We start from the raw sequence: 18,106 nt of genomic DNA on the forward strand, positions 1-18,106 counted from the left end.
GGCCCGCCCAGCTGTGACGCTGGCGGGCCCGGTCGTCGTGGCCTCGCCGAAATTACTTCGCCACGACGATCGCCGAATCCGGCACCGGGATCGGGTAGTCACCGGTCAGACATGCCGTGCACAGCCCACCCCGGCTACCAGGGGTGATCGCCTCGACCATCGCATCGATGTCGAGGTAGACCAGGCTGTCGGCACCGAGGTAGTCGCAGATCTCCTCCACGCTCATGTGTGAGGCCACCAGCTTGGACCGGTCGGTGGTGTCCATCCCGAACCAGCACGGCCACTTGTACGGCGGGGACAGCACGCGAAGATGGATCTCGGCCGCACCGGCGGCGCGCATCATCCGCATCGTCTCGCGCAACGTGGTCGCGCGGATGATCGAATCCTCCACGACCACCAGGCGCTGGCCATCGATGTTCTCCCGGATGGGGTTGAGCTTGATCCGCACCGCGTTGGCGCGCAGCTCCTGGTTCGGCGCGATGAACGTCCGGCCGATGTAGCGGTTCTTGACGAACCCGTCGACGAAGGGGATCCCAGATGCCTCGGCGTACCCTTGCGCGCCCGGCACACTCGACTCTGGGATCGGCACCACCGCATCCGCGGACACCGGCGCTTGCCGGGCCAGTGCCTGACCCATTCGGCGCCGCACACGATGCACGTTCTGCCCCAACAGGTTGCCGTCGGGCCGGGCGAAATAGACGAACTCGAACGAGCACAACGCGGGCGCCGCTGTCGGCTGACGCAGCGTGCGGGCATGGACCCCGTCGCCGTCGATCACCACGACCTCGCCCGGGGCGATCTCGCGCACAACCTCGGCGCCGACGACATCCAGGGCCGGGGTTTCCGAGGCCAGCACCCAACCATCGTCGAGCCGACCCAGAAACAGCGGCCGGAACCCCTGCGGGTCGCGAGCGCCGATCAGGAAGTCCGAACCCAACAGCACCAGCGAGAACGCGCCGCGCAGCTGCGGCAGCGTGGCGATGAACGCCTCGATGACCTCCTCACTGTCACCACGCGGTTCACGCCCCGACAACCCGCGGGCCACCAGCTCGGCGACCAGCGCGCTGTCACTGCCGAGGCCGTCGTAAGGCATCTCCAGGCGCTCGGATAGTTCGGCGGTGTTGACCAGGTTTCCGTTGTGGGCAAGGGCGAACTGGTGCCGGCGCACATCACGGTAGACCGGCTGGCAGTTGTTCCAGTCGCCGGAACCGGTCGTCGAGTAGCGGGTGTGCCCGATGGCGAGATCACCCTGGAGGGTTTGTAGGCGGCGGTCGTCGAAAACTGTCGACACCAGGCCGGTGTCTTTGTCCACCCACATTTTGTGGCCGTCGCTGACAGCGATACCGGCGGCTTCCTGACCGCGGTGCTGCAAAGCGAAGAGACCGAGGTAGGTCATGTGGGAGACGGGCTGTCCGGGCGCGTAGAGGCCGAAAACACCACAGGCCTCCTTGGGGGAGTCGTCCACAGCGAGTAGGCTACTCGCGGAACGCAACTCAGGTAAGGCCAGTGGCCACGATCGCGTGGACGAACCGGTGCCGTCGCGGGAGCCGCGCATGCAGCCCTACACGCCGAGCCACTCGTTCAGCGCGGACGCAACCCCATCGTCTTCGAATGCTGCGCACACCATGTCGGCTGCGTTCTGGACGCGCAGGGGCGCTTGCCCCATCGCAACACCTAGTCCGGACCACCGCAGCAGCTCGAGGTCATTCAACCCGTCGCCAATCGCCATCGTGTTGTCCACCGCTACGCCGAAATCGACCCGTATGGACTCGGCAGCAGATGCTTTGCTCACGTCATCCGCAGTCAGATCAGCGAAGGTCTCCGCTGGATCGATCCAGCAGCGAACGCCGGGAATCCGCAGATCGGACAGAACGGTGGATAGCTCATTAGCAGTGCGGCCAGGCCAGTGCACCGCCAGCCGCGTCGACACGGCGTCAGCGATTTCGTCTAGCCGCACCAGCTGAACAGGCCCGAAATGTGTGTCGGAATCCGAGGTCTCGTCCGTTGCCAGGATACCCACGCCTGGAACCTCGGCGACAAAGATCGCATCGATGATTCGCTCACGTAGTATCCGCACGGGCTCGGCGAGATGGAACTGGTTGCAGTTCAGAACCTGTCTTGAGTCGGCATCGACGATAACAGCGCCGTTCGAGCAGACCGCTCGTCCAGTTCCGATTTTCAGTTCATCGAGAAATGGAATCGTCGCCGCAACAGTACGGCCGGTACAGAGGACAACCTTGACACCACGGCCGACGGCAGTAGCGACGGTTTTGCGCACCGGCTCACTTATCAGCCGGTGCCCGTTCGGATCCCGATACGAATCGGGGGGACAAATCGTGCCATCAATATCGAGGGCGACCATCCGCGCACACCCACCGAGACGCCGATCTCCGCTCAAACATTCCTCCCAATGACAGTCACCGCGAGCTCGGCCACCTTCAGCAGCTCTGTTAACTCCTAGCATACGTATCCGGTCCATCGGAACCGGCCTGAATGCGCCGTTACCTGCTCGCTGCGCTATGTCGGCTATGGCCACGGGTATGACAGCCGTTTCCCGTTTACGTTGGTGAGCAGCCAGGACCGCGCCCCGGGCGAGCTGACGCGCCGGGCGACGGTCATGCGCGCCGAACTCCCCTGCCCCGGCTTCGGGGCGCGGCCGCGAGAGCCACCGTCGCCCAGAGGTCAGGTGCTGGCTCACCCCGCCACGCCGCCCTCCGAGGCCGATGCCCGACTCAACGAAGTCAGCCGTCCGAGGTTCCCCCGGTTCGCTGGAGGGCTCAGCATCGTCGATAGGACCATAAGGAGCCCCGCGTGGCAGCACCGAAGAAGTACCCCGATGAACTGAGAGCTCGGGCGGTCCGGCTGTATCTGGCGTCGGTTCGAAGCCGACGATCGGCGCTCCGCGCGCAGGTATAATCGCGACTGCACCACCACGACCCCGCGGGCCCGCTCATCTGCAACCCACGCGCCCGCCGCTTCACATTCCTGGTTCATCCCGACATCGACCCGACCCGCCACTGTTCGCCGAGCCGCGGCAGCCAAATCGCGTTGCCTGCCCTCTCTCGACAGACGGCGGTGACGAGACCCGGCTGGGTACCGGGGTACCGGGGTGGGCGGCGACGTAGTCCAGCCGCACCCGCGCGGGTGCGGGCAGCACCGCGCGCCCCGCGCGACCCCCACACACGAACTGCCGCCATTCGCGCGCGTGCGGGGCGCAGGCCCGCGCCCAGGCGGGTCGCCCGAGCGAATTCGACAGCGTCGCGATCCTCACCACTGTCCTCGGCGTCCACCACCGATTCCTGCGTCATCGCTTGGCAGCCCGGTGGGGCCGGTGAGGTCGGTGCGGCGGCCGATGATCTTGGCGATATGGTGGCGGGCTCGCTCGTCGGGGGCGGTGATGCCGGATTGGCCGTGGTCAGCGGCCCGCTACCGTGGCGAACAACGGCACCGGGAGGGGTAGTGCTCCAGGCGGCGGCGGTGGCGAGGCTGATCCCGCTGTCAGCAGTCCCGATCGAGCACCTGGCTGGCCATCGAGAGGCGGCGGTGTGCACTACATCGTCGGTCTGGTGGTTCGAGCGCGTCGCCGCAAGCTTGATCAACTGTCGAAAGCCGGTTTCCAGACCATCTGATTGCCGAATTGCATGTGCGACGCGAATCCAGACTTCCCCCGCGCTCCCCGCGGAAGATGACGCAGATCGCCTTCGGTGAGTTCCTAGACGGCTCGTCGTATCGGATAGTCTGTGTCCCGAATGGCGTAAGGGGGTGCGGTGTCCGGGGATCTTCACGTTGACGTGGTTCAGTTGCGCGAGGCTGCGCGGTTCATCGATGACAAGGCTCGAGCGATTCGCAGCGAGGTTCAGCAGCTCGACCAATCGATCGGAAATGAGCTACTGATCGATGGCTGGCAGGGTGTGGCCGCCAGCGCGTACGACGAGTCGTGGGTGGAGTGGAAGCAGGGCGCCGAAGCGGTGATCTCTGCGTTGGAGGAATCCGCAGTCGCTCTGATCGAAGCTGCGAACCAGTACGAGCTGCGCGACGAGACGAATTCCGCGGCGATCACCGGGTTGACCGGATTGGACCTGCCGTGAGCGGCAACCAGCAATACCGGATCGACCTCGAGCAGCTGGACGCGGCCATCGACACACTCGCGAAGTTCGGCAAGACAGTGGAGGACTGGCTGGCCGAGGTCGACGGCAAGATCGCCGATCTGCACCTGTCATGGTCGAGCCAGGCCGCCGCCGCCCAGCGCGACGCTCACCAGAAGTGGTTGGCCGGGGTAGCCGAGATGCAAGAAAACCTGGACGAGCTGCGTGAGGTCGCGCGCAAGGCGCACGCGAACTACAGCGCGGCGATCGACGTCAACACGAAGATGTGGCCCTGATGGCACCACCGGTGCAGGTGGATGTCGAGGGGTTCACCAAAGCAGCCGACGTCTATGCCGATGTCCATGCCACTCTGACGTCGGGCATCACTGCGCTGACGACCGCGCTCGGCTCCTGTGGCGGTTCCGCGGGGTCGGACAACGCCGGCCGCAAGTGGACCAACGATTACGATCCCGCGGCCTGGGACACTGTCGACGCACTTGGCGATTTGGCGCTGGCCTGCAGCCAGATGCATGACCTGTTGCAGTTCACCGGGGCCAATCACGGCAACGCCAACACTCAGTCGGTTCCTACTGCAAGCCCTGATGATCTGCTCTTCCCGCCCGGTTCGTTGGCTGTCTACCAGCCCGCCGAGATCCCTGCGGCCTTCGGCGGCAGCGACGCCGAGCCCGCGGGATGGGATCTGGTCACGGGTGCCGTCCAGGGCGAGCTGTGGCCCAACGGTCACCCCGACAAGTTGCGAGATGCCGCAGAAGCGTGGCGAGCGATGGCGACAACGGCGCGTACAGCGGCCGCTGAACTGCCCACCGCACGCGGTCTGATCGAAGCCCAACAGAGCCCGGAGACACCACAGGCCATCGAGCAGGCCGACATCGTCAAGGGCCAATTCGAGGCCCTTGCCGGTGCCTGCGACGAGTTGGCGAAGTCCGCCGACGCCTATGCCGACTCCATCGAAAACACCAAGCGGGCGATCGTACGAGCCCTGGTGGAACTGTTGGCGATCGTCGCCCTGGACCAAGCCGCAGGATGGATCGCCGCGCCCTTCACCGGCGGCGGTTCGGCCGCCGCCGCCCAAGGCGGCATGGCTTTGGCGATCGGCATCTACGGAGCACGTATCGCCGCGACCATCCGCGCCTTGATCGGCTTGGCCGAGGTCGCTCGTGTCCCGGTCGCCGTGTCGCAGGCGATCGCGCGCGGGTCGGAGGCCCTCATCCCGCTGCTGCGAGCGCGTCCGGCGCTGGCCGGAGTCGAAGGCGCAGCAACCCCTGGCCCTTTCACCACTTTCGCCAACCTCCGTCGCCCGCACCTGACGAAGGACACACGCGACGCGATCGAGGCGGCGACTCCACGCTGGCGCCGCCAACAAGACCCGGTCGACGACTTCTACGTCGTCAAGTCCGAACCCGAAGTCAAGGTGCCCATCAACAAGTCCTACGACGACAAGCCGTGGGTGACACAACTCGAGAAGACCCCGGACGGCAAGTACTACATCGACCATGCCAACGGCAATCTCTACCCGGTCAACCCGAAATGGGAGTACGGGCACAATAGCGGGTATGAGCACCGCCGCCTGCTCGCCGAAGCCCAGAGCCGAGGCATGACCCAACGAGAGTTCGACGAGTTCGTCAACAGCCACCCCGAACGGTTCCACATCGAAGACCAGTACGGAAACCGAAGCCACCGACGGGAGCAGAAATAGATGCCACAGCGCGATGAATGGGGCCGCACCCGCTTACACTACGCCGCCCGCGACACCGACCTCGACGCCATCGACCAACTCCTGCAGGCGGGCGAAGACGTCGACGCCCGTGACCACGAGGGGTGGACGCCCTTGCACTACGCCGCCCAGGAAGCGCACCCCGCGGCAGTCCAGAAACTCCTCGACGCCGGCGCCGATGTCAACGCGGTCACCGAGAAAGGCATGCCCGCGATCTACTGGGCCGCCACCGCCGCCTCCGGAGACCCCATCGCAACAATCCGCTTGCTGCGCGCCCGCGGCGCGGATCCCACCCGCAACACGATCAAAAGCTACTTCGGCCTTCGCAGCCCCCTGCACTACCTCGACCAGGTCACCAACCGCCCCGATATCAAAGCCGAGTTCGCCGATCTCCTATGAACCGCGACGAGAACCTCGATACCGACATCGCAGAACTCACCGCGAAAGCACACCGAGTTCGCGAAGCACTCGCGGCGATCAAGGGCACCGGCCGCGCCGCGAACGGCTCAGTCACCGCGATAGTCGACTCAGCGGGACGACTGCGTGATTTGAAACTCTCGCGCGAGGCTCTCAAGTGGGGCGACCGCCTACCGTCACTGATCCTGACGGCAACCGCAGCCGCCGAGACCGACGCCGCCCGGCAAGCAGACCGTGCCGCACAAGCGCTCACAACCGACCCCAGGGTCCAGGCAGGGCTGAGAACTGTCGGCGACGCCCTCGCAATCGACGATGCGCGCCCTAGCCGAGAACCTCTCAGCGAAGACGAAATTCAAGCCGCCGACGATGCCTACTTCGATCGGATGCGCAGAAACGGGTGGACCGAATAGGGAGGCTGATCGTCGGCGAGCTCCGAAGCTTGAACGACGGTTCCCCCGCCTGGTATGAAGACGTGGCGTATATCGCACCCTGCCGATGACCTACCACGTACCCGGCATCTGGTTGGTGCCAGCAACAGCGGTGGAGCGCACGGATGGGTAGTGCATGTCCTTCGCGCCACCGCACCGGAACCGTCGCGAATTCAGCGCACACAACTTATTGACCATTACTCGCTCAGCAGCTTCGTACCGACCATCTCCTGGCCCGCACGGTCGTCCCCTTCATCGGCGGCATCGGCTTCAACGTCGATCCCGCCCGCCGCGGCCACGACCTGATCGGCACCGGCGTCATCGTCGACGTCCCCCACGGCAACGGCTGGCGCGTCATGCCCGCGTCCGCGGAGTCACCGCGGCGCGGACGAGCTGCGCTGTTGGCCGCCGCACCCACACCCACCACGCCCGGAACCTGTACGTTCCGACAGATTAGCCGCACGCAGAGGCGCCAATTGCGGCCACCGTGCTCGTTCTGATGGCTCGGATCATCGGCGCCTGCGGGCTCGGGCTTCGTCAGGACGGCGCAATACGCGCGATCGCTGGTCTCGTCGCTTCCTCCACGCGATCCGGCTCGGCGTCGGGACGCCTGAGCGGTCTGAGTGATGTATCGGCTCATCCCGGTGCCCGCCCCGCCGGTGATTCCCGGCCCCGCCCGGCACGGGCGCCCTTGCCCGGCCGTCGCACTCGCCCCGCGCTCCCCGACGACTCGACGGTGCCAGCATGACCGAGGACCACGGCCTCGGTACCGGCAGGCATCGGGGTGGACCGCGACCGCGGTGGATGCCTGCACGGAGGCGTGCGCCTGGGTCCGCGGCGATGTCGCGCCCCAGATGCCGGTGGTCGCACTCGGGCCTGAACATCGCGGTCGTCGAGGCCCCGGGGAGTTGAAGCCCTGGGCCGGACGTGCGCATCGAACTCGCCTGCCCCGGCTTGGGGTGCGGCCCCGAGGTGACCATCCCTCATCCCGGAGGCCAGGTGCTGGCGCGCCGCGCCACCCTCCGAGGCCGACGCCCGTCTCAACGACGTCGGCCATCCTGCGGAGTAGCAACAGCCTGGTCCAGGAGCCACTGCTGGTAGGTCTGGTGCCGGAACTGATAGGCGGTGGCGTTGACGCGGAGCAAGCCGCTGTTGCGGGCCCATTCGAGGAAGACGGCGGGGCGAGTGGGGAAGTTCGCGGTGAGCTTGAAGAGTAAGACGGCCAGGTAGAACCGGCCGCTCGCGAGTCCGGTTGCCAGGCCGCACATGAGCGCGGCTAGAAGTCCGGCCAGGAGCCCAGCTGGGAGTCCGAGTACAAGGCTGACCGCGCAGACGAATCCGAGCCCGAACAAGGCGCTGCGGACGAGTGCTGCCCGTAGATCGTTGCGAATGAGCCGTCGCGCATCGCTCACCAATGCCAGTTGGTCCGCGGAAGTGGCTTGCAGGCCGACCACGACTCCGTACAGGGGGCCGAACACGATGCCGGCCCCGAGCCCAACCCGGAGCCCCACCACCGGCCCGTCCCTGAGCCCTGCGAAGAGCCCGGACAGGAGGGCAATGTAGAGGCCGACAGACAGTCCGGCCTTGAGCCCGGTCGGCCATCGCGCACCGGTGGGTACTTTCCAGGCGATCAGTTTGGCGCGCGACACAGACAGGTGCCCGGGCGCGATGCTGAACACGAGGTAGAACGCAAGGGCGAACATGAGCCCGCCGATGAGGCCGACTTGGACGCCGGCGATGACTCCATCGCGGAGCCAGAACGCGAGACCGAACACGAGCCCGTATAGGAGTGCGGCGGCCAGCCCGTGGAGCAGGCGGACCCGGTTAGGGCCAGCAATTTCCCAAATTTCATCGAGCCGGATGGCGGTGCCGTTGGTACCGATGTCGCGACGGTGTTCGAGGTGGCGTGCCAGGGTGTGCAGCCATTTGGTGACGGTGTCGGTGGTGTAGTTGCGGAAGTGCTCGGTGTCGTCGGTGGCGGCGATCGCGGCCGGGATCTGGGCAGCGAACAACCGATCGCGCACTTCTTCAACGGTGGCGCTGTCGAGCAGGGCGGCGGCGGTGGCGGGGCTATGGTCCAGCGTGGTGACGGCCAGGCCGAGCAGCCAGGGATTACGCAGTGCAGCGGCCAGAGGGCTATCGGTGTGCTCGAACTCGGCGTGCTCGCGTATGTGGTTGATGAGCTGTTCCCAGGCGGGGGCGGTGGCGCCGATCCGCTGTTGGTGGCGGACGAGGTATTCGGCGGGCTGGCCGGCGGACAGCGGGTCGAGGCTGAGGGTGGCCGCTCCCCGCAGGCCGTTGTCGCCTCCGGCGTGTTTGAGGCGGTCGAATTCGTTGCTGCGGCACAGCACCACGACCTGGCGATGTGCCCATTCGCGTTGGTTGAGCCGGTCCAGCAGGGCTCGCGCGCGGGCACCGCCGGTCGTGTCGTCGTCCATTTCGTCGAGTCCGTCGAGCACGGGCAAGATCATCCCGGCCTTGACCATCTTTCCGGCCACGTTGGGCCGCAGCCGGTAGTCACGGCCGAGCCGGGCGACCAACCACGCCGAGAATCCCTGCCCGCCGTCCCAGCCAGCGGCATTGACCCGGACCGGCACCGGCTCCGCGGCACGCTCGGGATCAGAGTGCAGTTGGTTGCGTCGCGCGATCAACCCGAGCACGAGGTAGGTCGCGGCCACCGTCTTCCCGGCACCGGCGTCACCGAGTACCACCATCCGTCGTGGTGACTCGAGACCGGCGAAGTACTCGGCGATCCGGTTGACCTCGGTCGAGCCGTCCGACGCCCCGCTCAGCGGGTCCGCGGCAGCGGTGAACCGCACATGCATGTACTGGCCGGGCGCGCCCCGGAGTTCCCGCTGAACCTGTTCCTCGGCGGTTTTGACCGCGGCGGCGAGTCGGTCGGCAAACGCGGCCAGCGACGCCCAATCCGACTTCGGCCACCACCACCGAAATGCCGTCCGGGCCGCAGGCCCGAGCAGTCCACCCGCCGCACGCCCGGCCGCAGTCTCCATCCCCGTCACCCACAACAGCCTGCCACCGCGCCGACCGCGCCACACCGCTGACACCACGACACGCGGATCAACCATTGCGCAGCAGAAGGCGGCGTGCAACGGCAGGACTCACGCAAGCCGATGGCGTCTGCGGCGTGTCTGTGGCGGGATCGATGCACACTGGGACCCGCTCCGATCTCCTGCCGGACCCGCCCCGACCATGTGGAGGAATCATGTCGTGACCAGGAAAGCCGCCGCTCGCCTCAATTGCCTACTGCGGTCGGGCGTCAAGTTGAGCTCAATTCCATTCAGGCCGGGGCACCACTGGCCCTCACACCTCGCGACGACGATACGGTGGAGCGATGCAGGGCTCACTCTCCGACGCCCATGGCGTTGCGTTGCGCACCATCTTGTCCGGTCGGGTCGCAAATCGTCTCGGCCGAGCTGGCATCGAAACGGTCGGCCAACTGGTACTTTACAGTGCTGAGGATTTGAGCCGAATGATGCAAGTAGGTCAGGGCACGATCAAGGAAATCACCACCACCCTCGGCCGGTTCGGCTTGACTCTCGCCCCCGACGCTACGCCGGTTACCGGCCCCACCCTCCTCGAGCGACACCGCGCGCTGCTGGCTCAGCACGAGCAGTTGCTGGCGCTCCTCGAGCGAATTTACTCGGATCCAATGACACCCCCCACCATGCGCGCTGAGATCACCACGTTCACAGAGGAACTCGACCTATCCCTTACATTCGAGCAGGCCGTCGTTCTCGAGCGGCCCACCGATCGCGCCCTCCGTCGCCAAACCTCGGGATGAGGCAGTCATACCTGATCCACGCGACGATGCACTGGGGCTATCTGGCCGTTGCGCCCGGCGACAGTACATGCCTGTGCGAGGGTCCGCCCAGCCGTCTCGACACCGCGCTGTAGTCCCACGCCCACGCCTGAGCGCCCAGGCGACCACAGATGTGGATGAGGCGGCCTTCGCGTTGAGCACCGTGCTGACCGGCGGTCGGCGTTGTTGCGAAGCCCTGCAATGATTACGGCGTCCCAGAGTTCGCGCAGTGACGGCCAGGACACCACGTCGGGTGCGATCTCTAAGCACGCAATGTCGAGTGCATTCGTCCGCTGATGGAGCTTTGCCGTCGCGGTGCGTTAGTAACCACGCCGTGTTCGATCAGGCTCTGGGCGGTTTCGATGATGGTATCGCGGGCCGGTCGTAGTGAGAGGCCGAGTTCTTGTTCGAGTCGCCGCCCAACTAGACGGCTGGGGCGCCCCAGCGATGGAACTGCCAGCTTGAGTCCGCGATCGACATGAGCGCCGAGCCGCACAGCCCAGTCGGGAAGTACTCGACGGGGCATACGAAAACCATGAGGTCCGAACTCCTCGTCGAGGATCGCTGCGATCTCGCTCATCCAGACGTGGGGGCCCGCGCAGATGTAGCGCTTCCCCGCTGCCGTAGGGAGTTCCATCGCTCGTCGGTGCGCGATGGCCAAATCGCGGACATCGACTATAGGCCAGCCTGTTCGGAGCAGTCCTGGCACCGACCCGCTGAGCAGTCGACGGATGACGGTGTGCGAGGTCACCAGTGCGGGCCGCTGAAGGGGGCCAAGGACGTTGCCAGGCAAGACGGTGGACAGTTCGAGGCATCGGCGCGCTGGCACCTCCCGGAGAAACTCCCAGGCCGCACGTTCGGCGCGAAGCTTGCCCAGCGCATAAGGATCCAGCGAATCCTCATTGGACCAGTCGTCCTCGTTGAGCACTCCCTCGCGCGGTGGTCGACCAGCAACGGCCAGTGTGGAGGAGGTCAGGACCACTCTCCGCACCGTGGGTGATCGCTGGGCGGCGGCCAATACGCGAAGAGTGCCGTCCACCGCGGCGGTGACCATGCTGCGCGGCTGGTGCTTCATCGGAACGGGCGAGGCAATGTGCAGCACGTACTCGCAGTCGGCCACAGCCTCATCCCATCCACGGTCGACTGACAGATCGGCGTACACGAGCTCGAGGTCCGCGCCCGCAGCGGCGGCCAGGCTGCGCACATGTTCGCAGATTGCATGGTCGGTGCTCTCCCGAACCGACGCACGGACCGAATAGCCGTTGGCTACCAACTCCTCGATGACGTGGCCAGCCACGTAGCCGGTCCCCCCAGTGACCAGGACTGTACTCACTTCACTCCTTATCGACCGAAACGGCATGGCCGTACGTTCGTTCCGACGTAGCATCAACATAAACACGACTGTCCGGTCGTTCGCGATGCGTCGAGACGCACAAACTGTGCGCATCCGGATCGACGGGCTTGTGGTAATGCCGCCATTGTGCGCTTTCCCCGAGCGCACTCCTGTTGTCCGTCGGCTTGACAGCGCCTGAACGCCCGGTAGTTTGTGAGTCATGTCGACACCGGGGGTTAAACGGCTTGTACGCTGCGGGGAAGTCGTGCGCGAGCATCGCGAAAACGCCGGCTACACACAGCAGCAACTCGCCGATCTCAGCTACACAGCAGTTTCAACCATACAAAAGATCGAGCTGGGCAAGCGTGAGCCGAATCGCCAGGTCCTCAGGCGGATCTTCGACGCCCTGGACGTCTTTCCTCTTGCGCAGGACTACCTGATGTCGCTGGCCGATCAGCCTCGCGAAGTGCAGGAACGTCTGCTGGCAGACGAGACCTCCGAGGTGCAGGAACAAGATCTTGCCCTACTGGACAGCTTGCATCATCCCGCATGTATCCAACGGCCGGCAACGTTCAATGTCGTCGCGGCCAACGATGAATTCTACGAAATGTACCCAGGGATCAAAGAAGTGGGAAACGCCCTCTACTATCACCTGCTGGATCCCAGGGCTAAATACGTCGTCGCCGATTGGGAAGCGCAAGCTCAGCTGTTCGTCAGCGCTTTCCACTGCCTGGCACCGGCGCTGATGACGCGTGAGAAATGGGACGCGATGGTACGTGAACTGAGCACTGCCCCGGAATTCGTCAGGATGTACAAACGACGGATGCCCCCGAACCAGTTCATTCAGGATCGCACCACGGTGACCACCCGAAATCCCGCCACGAACAGCGAGCAAGTGTGGTATCGAAATGTCACCACTATGATATTCCCCTACCAACGATCCACCTGGTACATGTCGTTCCATCCCGTCACGCCGCACACCCGCCATTTCGGTGAACGAGGGCAGAACGATGGATGACGCCGGCATCACCAGCGACGCCGAGTTCGCCACTGCTCGCCGAATTCTGACGGCGCTGGCATGCCATGCGAACAGTCACTCTGCCGACGATGCCGAATGGACTCGGCGCCGTGACGACTATCTTCGACGACGTACGGCACTGAGTCCGCAGGATCGGGCGGCGGTGACCGAGGTGCTGACTGTCGATATTGTTGCGTTCCACCAACTTCCAGACGCGCAATCCTGGTTGGCATGACGACACCGAGCGGACCGGTCACTCGCCTTCCCACAGCCACGGCGAGAGAGATCTTCGACCGCACCATCGTGCCGGTCCTGCTCGCCGATGCCTTTCCTCACCCGCACCCCTACGCCGTCATCGTCGTCGGCCAGCCCGGCAGTGCACTAGAGAGCTGGACCAGTAAGCGCCGCGCACGCAACATGGACACCGCGCCCTGCATGCTGGATCTACACAGCCTGCGCACCCTGTTCCCCGGATACGCGCGATTGTGCCGCGAATTGGGTGCGGTGGCAGCAGCGGCGCACATCCAGCCCGATGTCCACCGCTGGCTCACCATGAGCGTGGAATTCCTGCGAGCGCGGCGAGCGGCCGTGATCATCGAAGATGATCTGCCGTCCCCGACCACAGCTGCCCACATCGTCGACCGCATGACCGCGGGCCCCGATCCCTACCCAGTCGAGGTCGCGCTCCTCGCCGTGACCGCTGAGCAAAGCCGCTTGGCGCTACTCGAGACCTACCAGCACACCACCGAACTCCTCGGCCACGCCAATGAACCCGACCAGGCGCTGCACGACCACGCCTACGCGGCGGTTCGCGAGATTGCCCGCTGGAGCGATACCGAGAGCCGAATCGCCGCAACTGCTCTCCACTCGGGTAGCAGCGAGGCCCCGACCGTCGTCCGTCGAACCAACCCTGCCGCGACCGAGACCCGGTTCGGCGCGAGATGGCCGGCCCCAGCCGAAACGCTGCCGATGCAAGTCCTGTTCGACGTCGAACGCGACCGCGGCTGGGACTTGGCCCGCAGCCGGCGATGGGTCCGAGCACACGCATCCCTGGCCACTCGCATGGCTCCGCGATGGCGCACGGACCTGGCCGACCTCGAACAGGCCGCGGCACCCAAGCTGATGTTCACCACATTCTGGCGATCGAGGTCCGTCGGCCTGACCTTCGGCTACTACCCCGTCGTTACCACCACCGACGTTGAGGTTCTGGTCGACCTGCTGGCCGACCACGATCGCGTCCTCATCGGTGTCGTCGACCCTCACGCCGATCCTGACGTCGCGAGGTCACCGGCGGAGTTCACCGGTCCTCTCGCCGATCTCGATCGCGTTGCCGATGACGCGTCGACGATGCTCACCCCCGGAGAACAGGTCGCGATGTGGCGGGCGGTCCTACACGATCTGCAAACGCAAGACCGCGTCGACGTCACTGTCATCCCTCGCCCGGAGCTCGACCCAGCCGATTTCTGGCAACGCTTTCCCGCCACCGAGTACCGCCTCGTTCTGCCCGCGCCGCCCCCGCACAGCGACCGGTCCCCGAGCATCGCCCACGCCTATCGACAGACCCTGACCGGCTTCGTGCACCTGCACCACCCTCGCCTCGGCCAGGGACCCTACCGGGACCTGGACAGTGTGCGCCGCGCATTCCACAACGGCGACCGCGGATGGGAGCGCCAGCTCGCCCGCGGTGCCCTGGCGGCCTTTTATGCCGCCGATGGGCCCAGCCGCGTCCTCGACACACCACCTGCTGAACCAGGCTTTCGGGCAGTGGCCGCCCTCGACGCCTTCACCGATTTGACCACCGGCGCACTCACCCCCAACACGTCGATCCGCCTTGCGATCGAGTCCGCCCTCCCGCCCGCCGCACACGCCGTGCCAGACCTCACCGCCACCGACGCTCCGTCCCCCGGACCGGGTCCCGCCCATGGCCCAGCACCCGGCCCGTCGCCATGATCGCCCACTGCGAAAGTAGCGCCCCGAGAGCCTGCAACACTTCCACCAAGGCACCAAGGTGCTTCCGCGCATTCGCAGCTGCGCACATCAGCCCACTGCACACCAGCGGACATACGCGACGCCCCAGGACAGCGGACCAATAGTATTCGACCGCATCACCGCCTCACCTGCACACCCACGACACACCAAGACCGGCCCATATCTGAACGCCTCGACCCGACAGCAGATTTCCCCGACCTTTTTCGCGGTCTCGACCCCAGTATCGTCCAGGCCGTCGTCCGTGTATTGACATTCGAACGCCTCTACGGCATCACGATTTCCCGCGAGATCATTGATGACACAGTAGGATTCGTCATCGGCGCGCTCAGCGAGGCTGATTACGACCGGCGAGCGGCACAGCGCGCCACCGTCGCCGACGAGTAATTCCGCAATGAGCGACGTCGATAACGAGCAGTGGCGGTGGCCTTTTACGGTCGATCATCGTGCGGTCTTTCCTTCTTGTCTCGAGCTACCCGATCGGTGGGTGATCGGGGTGGCGTCAGCGTAGGAGGCGGGTCTACCGGCTACCTCGGTAGCCGTCGATCAGGACGATGAACAGCGGCACCTGCAGCTCGGTCGGCCAGTCGACTTCGAGGTGGTCGTAGTCGGCGGTGAGCAGCAGCATCGAGTGGGTGTGCTCGGTCTCCGCGTAGCGCACGAGTTGTTCCTGAACAACTTCGGTGCTCCACCATCCCGCCGCCTTGATCTCGACTCCGGCTCGGTGGCCGTCATCGTAGGACCACAGAAAGTCGATCCGGCTGCCCTTGGCCGAACGTTCGTGGCGCGGCAGCCACAGCTCGTGCTCGACGGTGGCATCGTTGTCGACACCGGCGTCCTTCCAGGTTGCCCATATGATCTGGTGTAGCTCTTCCTCGTTGGTGTAGCGGAGGTAGCCGACCTCAACGAACGGGTCCACCAGCGGCTTCAGATAGGAGTTCCAGACCGGTGAATCGACTGGCTCACCGGGGCGCATGAAGCGCCGGCGCGTGTAGTGCTTGTCGAGATAGTCCCGCTCGTCGTCGGCAGGTCGGTTGTCCGGCATGGTGGTCCCCCTACTCGTCGATGAATGCCTGGCACGAGGGTGCTTTAGCACCGAAACATTCGGTGCACTCGGCGTTCAAGGGACAGTCATAGCAGCAGCATTAGCTTGAGGGCTACCGCATCGATCAGGCTGAGAGTGAGTACTCACACTGCAAGGCGCCGTGCCGCTCTGCCAGTTCGGGGATGGCGGTGGCGGCGTGTGATCGATGTCAGGGGAGGCTGCCGAGCACTGCCCCTGATCCGCGTGGGGCTCTCGACCCGGACCGCAATCGGTTGGGTGGACAGGAGAAGCCCGCGCTGGCGCGGCATCTCCGATGCGCGCCAGGTCGACCACGACCTGATCGGCGGGATCTGGCAGCGGCTGGTCTGCCCCGCGTGTCGCCCAGCGAAGCCGTCGACCGGGTCGCCAGTATGGTCTGCACGCTCGAGCAGTTCCACCGGCAGACGAAGCGCAGCACTTCGTCGAGCCCTCGTCGAAATTACGCGATCCACGCGCACACCTGCTTACCGGACGAGTTGGGAAGCTGCACGTGAGGTTGGTCTGAACGCGCCGGTGCCTCCGGTCGAGCCAGCCGGGATGCTCGCCGATCACGCGGGTCTGGTCGATGCCGCGTACTCGAAGGTCGCTGCTCGATTGGATGCCTAAACCCCGGCACCGTCGGTGACAACGGCAAGACTGCAAGCGGTGGCGCTGGTCGCGGTGCCCGACCCCGCGAGCCTCATCTTTGTACGGCATGGGGTGGAGGCAGCCCGCGGTCGCTAGCCGGACCGGATTAGCGCGATATCCAGTCCTCTCGAGATCGCCCCTGGACGACGACTCCGCAAGGAACTCTATTTGGAGTGCAAACTCATTCCGCGCCTTCTGCCCGCCGAACCAACGCCCTTCTCGCTGCTGTTGATCGCGTGCGGCAATGCCGGGTGTCGGTGGTCCCACGAGTTCGGGTCACTCGGGCAAACCGATTCCGCTTCCAGGATCGGCGTTGAACTTCTTTGTTCCGGGTCCCCGCACCTTGATCTCCGGGTCGACTGGTTCTGCGCTCACATAGTGGGTGTTATCGGCGCCGTAGCTACCACTCCCTTTCGATGCCCTGAATCGTGTCTAGACAAGGCTTTCCGAACCGACGGGAAAACAAGAAGAGGACCGCAATGAAAATCCCATCGCCGTCGTCCGCGCCCGGTCGACTTATCGCGGAAATTCCCGGTTTACTCGGCTACTACCCGGGTCGCGGTGCCGCGCTGCTCTTCCTCCGCCATCCCGACCCCGGCTCATCGACTTTGGCCACGGTAGCTTTCTGCGGTGAAGCCGATGCCAGTTGGTCGATGCCGGGCACGTTCGAACGCTTCGGCGACAGCGTGATCATGGTCGTCGTTGACGACCGTTGCACCTCCGGGATGGCCAGCGGTCAACCTCGGGGGCGGCCGAAATCCCCGCTGCTCGAGCTGTGCCTGAGTTCGATAGCCGGTCAGCTGAAGAGTGTCGGTGTCGCGATTGTCGCGACGTGGGTCACTCCCGCGATCGCTCACGGCTCACCCTGGTGGGATGCCGAAAATCCGGACAGAAGGGGGCTCGTCGAGGACCCGGCCACCAGCAGCAGCGGCCTGTCCCGCGCCGTTAACGGGCGAGGAATCTATGCCAGCCGTGCTGCAATCGCAGCGGACCTAGCGATCGATGACCGTGCCAGCGCGGCGGTCACTGCTGCCCTGACCGCTCTCGGCCGCGGCCCATCGGGTGCACCGGCCGATGCCTCGGCCCTGTCGGTCGAGGAAGAACGCAGCAGCGCGCAGTTCGCGCTGGAGTGCATCGACGCAATCGCGCAGGGCGAATCGCTGAGCCCTCGACAGCTGGCTCGGCTCGCGGTCGCGCTGACCAGTCGCCACCAGCTGTCGATGCTGTGCGGAGTGGCTGAGACGCATCGTCGGACCAGCGCCGAGAACCTCTGGATGCTGATGACCCGCGTGCTCGCCGGTCCACTGCGTGCTCATCCGGCGTGCTTGCTGGCCTTCAGCGCGGTTCGGCGTGGCGACGGGTCCCTGGCCGCGATCGCCATCGAGATCGCTGCCGCCGCCAACGGCAGTGACGTGCTCGTGCGACTGCTCAGCATGGCGATTCGAGGCGGTCTGTCACCGCGCCAACTGGGCGGCGTTGCAGAAGCCGGGTGCCGCACCGCGGCGGCGCTGGGAGTCGACCTCGGTCCCCTCAGCCCACCGAACCCTGATGCATGACGCTCGGCCAGGGCAAT

Annotated in this window: 17 protein-coding genes; 11 read left to right on the top strand and 6 right to left on the bottom strand. The window is 65.5% G+C overall.

Annotated elements, in window-relative coordinates:
* Nucleotides 1-52 precede the first annotated feature (52 nt).
* Both purF and CRM89_RS10680 read right to left on the bottom strand, forming a co-directional pair.
* Complete coding sequence (gene purF / locus CRM89_RS10675; protein ID WP_229434679.1) at nucleotides 53-1,465, bottom strand: amidophosphoribosyltransferase; 1,413 nt, start codon at nucleotides 1,463-1,465, stop codon at nucleotides 53-55.
* Nucleotides 1,466-1,561: 96 nt separating this feature from the next.
* On the bottom strand, nucleotides 1,562-2,362 hold the full coding sequence (locus CRM89_RS10680) for an HAD-IIB family hydrolase (protein ID WP_172964481.1): 801 nt from the start codon (nucleotides 2,360-2,362) through the stop codon (nucleotides 1,562-1,564).
* A 1,405-nt stretch (nucleotides 2,363-3,767) separates the two neighbouring features.
* Here CRM89_RS10680 and CRM89_RS10685 point away from each other — a divergent pair.
* From CRM89_RS10685 to CRM89_RS10705, 5 genes are read left to right on the top strand one after another with little or no spacing between them, the layout of a single operon-like run.
* On the top strand, nucleotides 3,768-4,088 hold the full coding sequence (locus CRM89_RS10685; RefSeq protein WP_098083883.1) for a WXG100 family type VII secretion target: 321 nt from the start codon (nucleotides 3,768-3,770) through the stop codon (nucleotides 4,086-4,088).
* On the top strand, nucleotides 4,085-4,381 hold the full coding sequence (locus CRM89_RS10690; RefSeq protein ID WP_098083884.1) for a WXG100 family type VII secretion target: 297 nt from the start codon (nucleotides 4,085-4,087) through the stop codon (nucleotides 4,379-4,381). Before CRM89_RS10685 ends, CRM89_RS10690 begins: the two co-directional genes overlap by 4 nt.
* Nucleotides 4,381-5,802 (top strand): GH-E family nuclease, encoded by a 1,422-nt coding sequence (locus CRM89_RS10695; protein WP_127516136.1) that lies wholly within the window; start codon nucleotides 4,381-4,383, stop codon nucleotides 5,800-5,802. The genes CRM89_RS10690 and CRM89_RS10695 overlap by 1 nt, the downstream gene beginning before the upstream one ends.
* Nucleotides 5,803-6,219, top strand: coding sequence for an ankyrin repeat domain-containing protein (locus CRM89_RS10700; RefSeq protein WP_098083886.1), 417 nt, complete (start codon nucleotides 5,803-5,805; stop codon nucleotides 6,217-6,219). It abuts the gene before it with no gap.
* Nucleotides 6,216-6,647 carry a YbaB/EbfC family nucleoid-associated protein gene (locus CRM89_RS10705; protein ID WP_098083887.1) on the top strand — a complete coding sequence of 144 codons (432 nt, stop codon included), beginning with the start codon at nucleotides 6,216-6,218 and terminating at the stop codon, nucleotides 6,645-6,647. Before CRM89_RS10700 ends, CRM89_RS10705 begins: the two co-directional genes overlap by 4 nt.
* Nucleotides 6,648-6,862: 215 nt before the next feature.
* Here CRM89_RS10705 and CRM89_RS30910 read toward each other — a convergent pair whose 3' ends face one another.
* Nucleotides 6,863-7,003 (bottom strand): hypothetical protein, encoded by a 141-nt coding sequence (locus tag CRM89_RS30910; RefSeq protein ID WP_172964482.1) that lies wholly within the window; start codon nucleotides 7,001-7,003, stop codon nucleotides 6,863-6,865.
* Nucleotides 7,004-7,705: 702 nt separating this feature from the next.
* Nucleotides 7,706-9,676 (bottom strand): NACHT domain-containing NTPase, encoded by a 1,971-nt coding sequence (locus CRM89_RS10710; RefSeq protein WP_098083888.1) that lies wholly within the window; start codon nucleotides 9,674-9,676, stop codon nucleotides 7,706-7,708.
* A gap of 341 nt (nucleotides 9,677-10,017) precedes the next feature.
* On the opposite strand from CRM89_RS10710, the gene CRM89_RS10715 reads away from it, so the two are divergent.
* Entirely contained in the window at nucleotides 10,018-10,467 is a 450-nt protein-coding gene (locus tag CRM89_RS10715; RefSeq protein ID WP_098083889.1) for a DNA-directed RNA polymerase subunit alpha C-terminal domain-containing protein, read from the top strand.
* A 280-nt stretch (nucleotides 10,468-10,747) separates the two neighbouring features.
* Here CRM89_RS10715 and CRM89_RS10720 read toward each other — a convergent pair whose 3' ends face one another.
* Nucleotides 10,748-11,818 (bottom strand): NAD-dependent epimerase/dehydratase family protein, encoded by a 1,071-nt coding sequence (locus tag CRM89_RS10720; protein ID WP_229434681.1) that lies wholly within the window; start codon nucleotides 11,816-11,818, stop codon nucleotides 10,748-10,750.
* Between the two features lie 220 nt (nucleotides 11,819-12,038).
* Here CRM89_RS10720 and CRM89_RS10725 point away from each other — a divergent pair, with 220 nt between their 5' ends.
* The 4 genes from CRM89_RS10725 (at nucleotide 12,039) to CRM89_RS30915 (ending at nucleotide 15,209) form a co-directional block, all read left to right on the top strand.
* Nucleotides 12,039-12,836, top strand: a complete 798-nt coding sequence (locus CRM89_RS10725) for a helix-turn-helix domain-containing protein (RefSeq protein WP_098083891.1) — start codon at nucleotides 12,039-12,041, stop codon at nucleotides 12,834-12,836.
* Nucleotides 12,829-13,071 (top strand): hypothetical protein, encoded by a 243-nt coding sequence (locus CRM89_RS30370; protein ID WP_127516138.1) that lies wholly within the window; start codon nucleotides 12,829-12,831, stop codon nucleotides 13,069-13,071. The genes CRM89_RS10725 and CRM89_RS30370 overlap by 8 nt, the downstream gene beginning before the upstream one ends.
* Nucleotides 13,068-14,786: a zeta toxin family protein gene (locus tag CRM89_RS10730; protein ID WP_098083892.1), complete on the top strand. Its 1,719-nt coding sequence runs from the start codon at nucleotides 13,068-13,070 to the stop codon at nucleotides 14,784-14,786. The genes CRM89_RS30370 and CRM89_RS10730 overlap by 4 nt, the downstream gene beginning before the upstream one ends.
* A 285-nt stretch (nucleotides 14,787-15,071) precedes the next feature.
* Nucleotides 15,072-15,209 (top strand): hypothetical protein, encoded by a 138-nt coding sequence (locus CRM89_RS30915; protein ID WP_172964484.1) that lies wholly within the window; start codon nucleotides 15,072-15,074, stop codon nucleotides 15,207-15,209.
* A gap of 133 nt (nucleotides 15,210-15,342) precedes the next feature.
* Here the strand turns inward: CRM89_RS30915 and CRM89_RS10735 are convergent, their stop codons facing one another.
* Complete coding sequence (locus CRM89_RS10735) at nucleotides 15,343-15,867, bottom strand: hypothetical protein (RefSeq protein WP_098083893.1); 525 nt, start codon at nucleotides 15,865-15,867, stop codon at nucleotides 15,343-15,345.
* Nucleotides 15,868-17,012: 1,145 nt separating this feature from the next.
* Here CRM89_RS10735 and CRM89_RS10740 point away from each other — a divergent pair.
* Nucleotides 17,013-18,089, top strand: coding sequence for a DUF4192 domain-containing protein (locus tag CRM89_RS10740; protein ID WP_098083894.1), 1,077 nt, complete (start codon nucleotides 17,013-17,015; stop codon nucleotides 18,087-18,089).
* Nucleotides 18,090-18,106 lie beyond the last annotated feature (17 nt).

Origin of the sequence: Nocardia sp. FDAARGOS_372 (assembly GCF_002554515.1) — a bacterium.
GTDB classification, from domain to species: Bacteria; Actinomycetota; Actinomycetes; order Mycobacteriales; family Mycobacteriaceae; genus Nocardia; species Nocardia farcinica.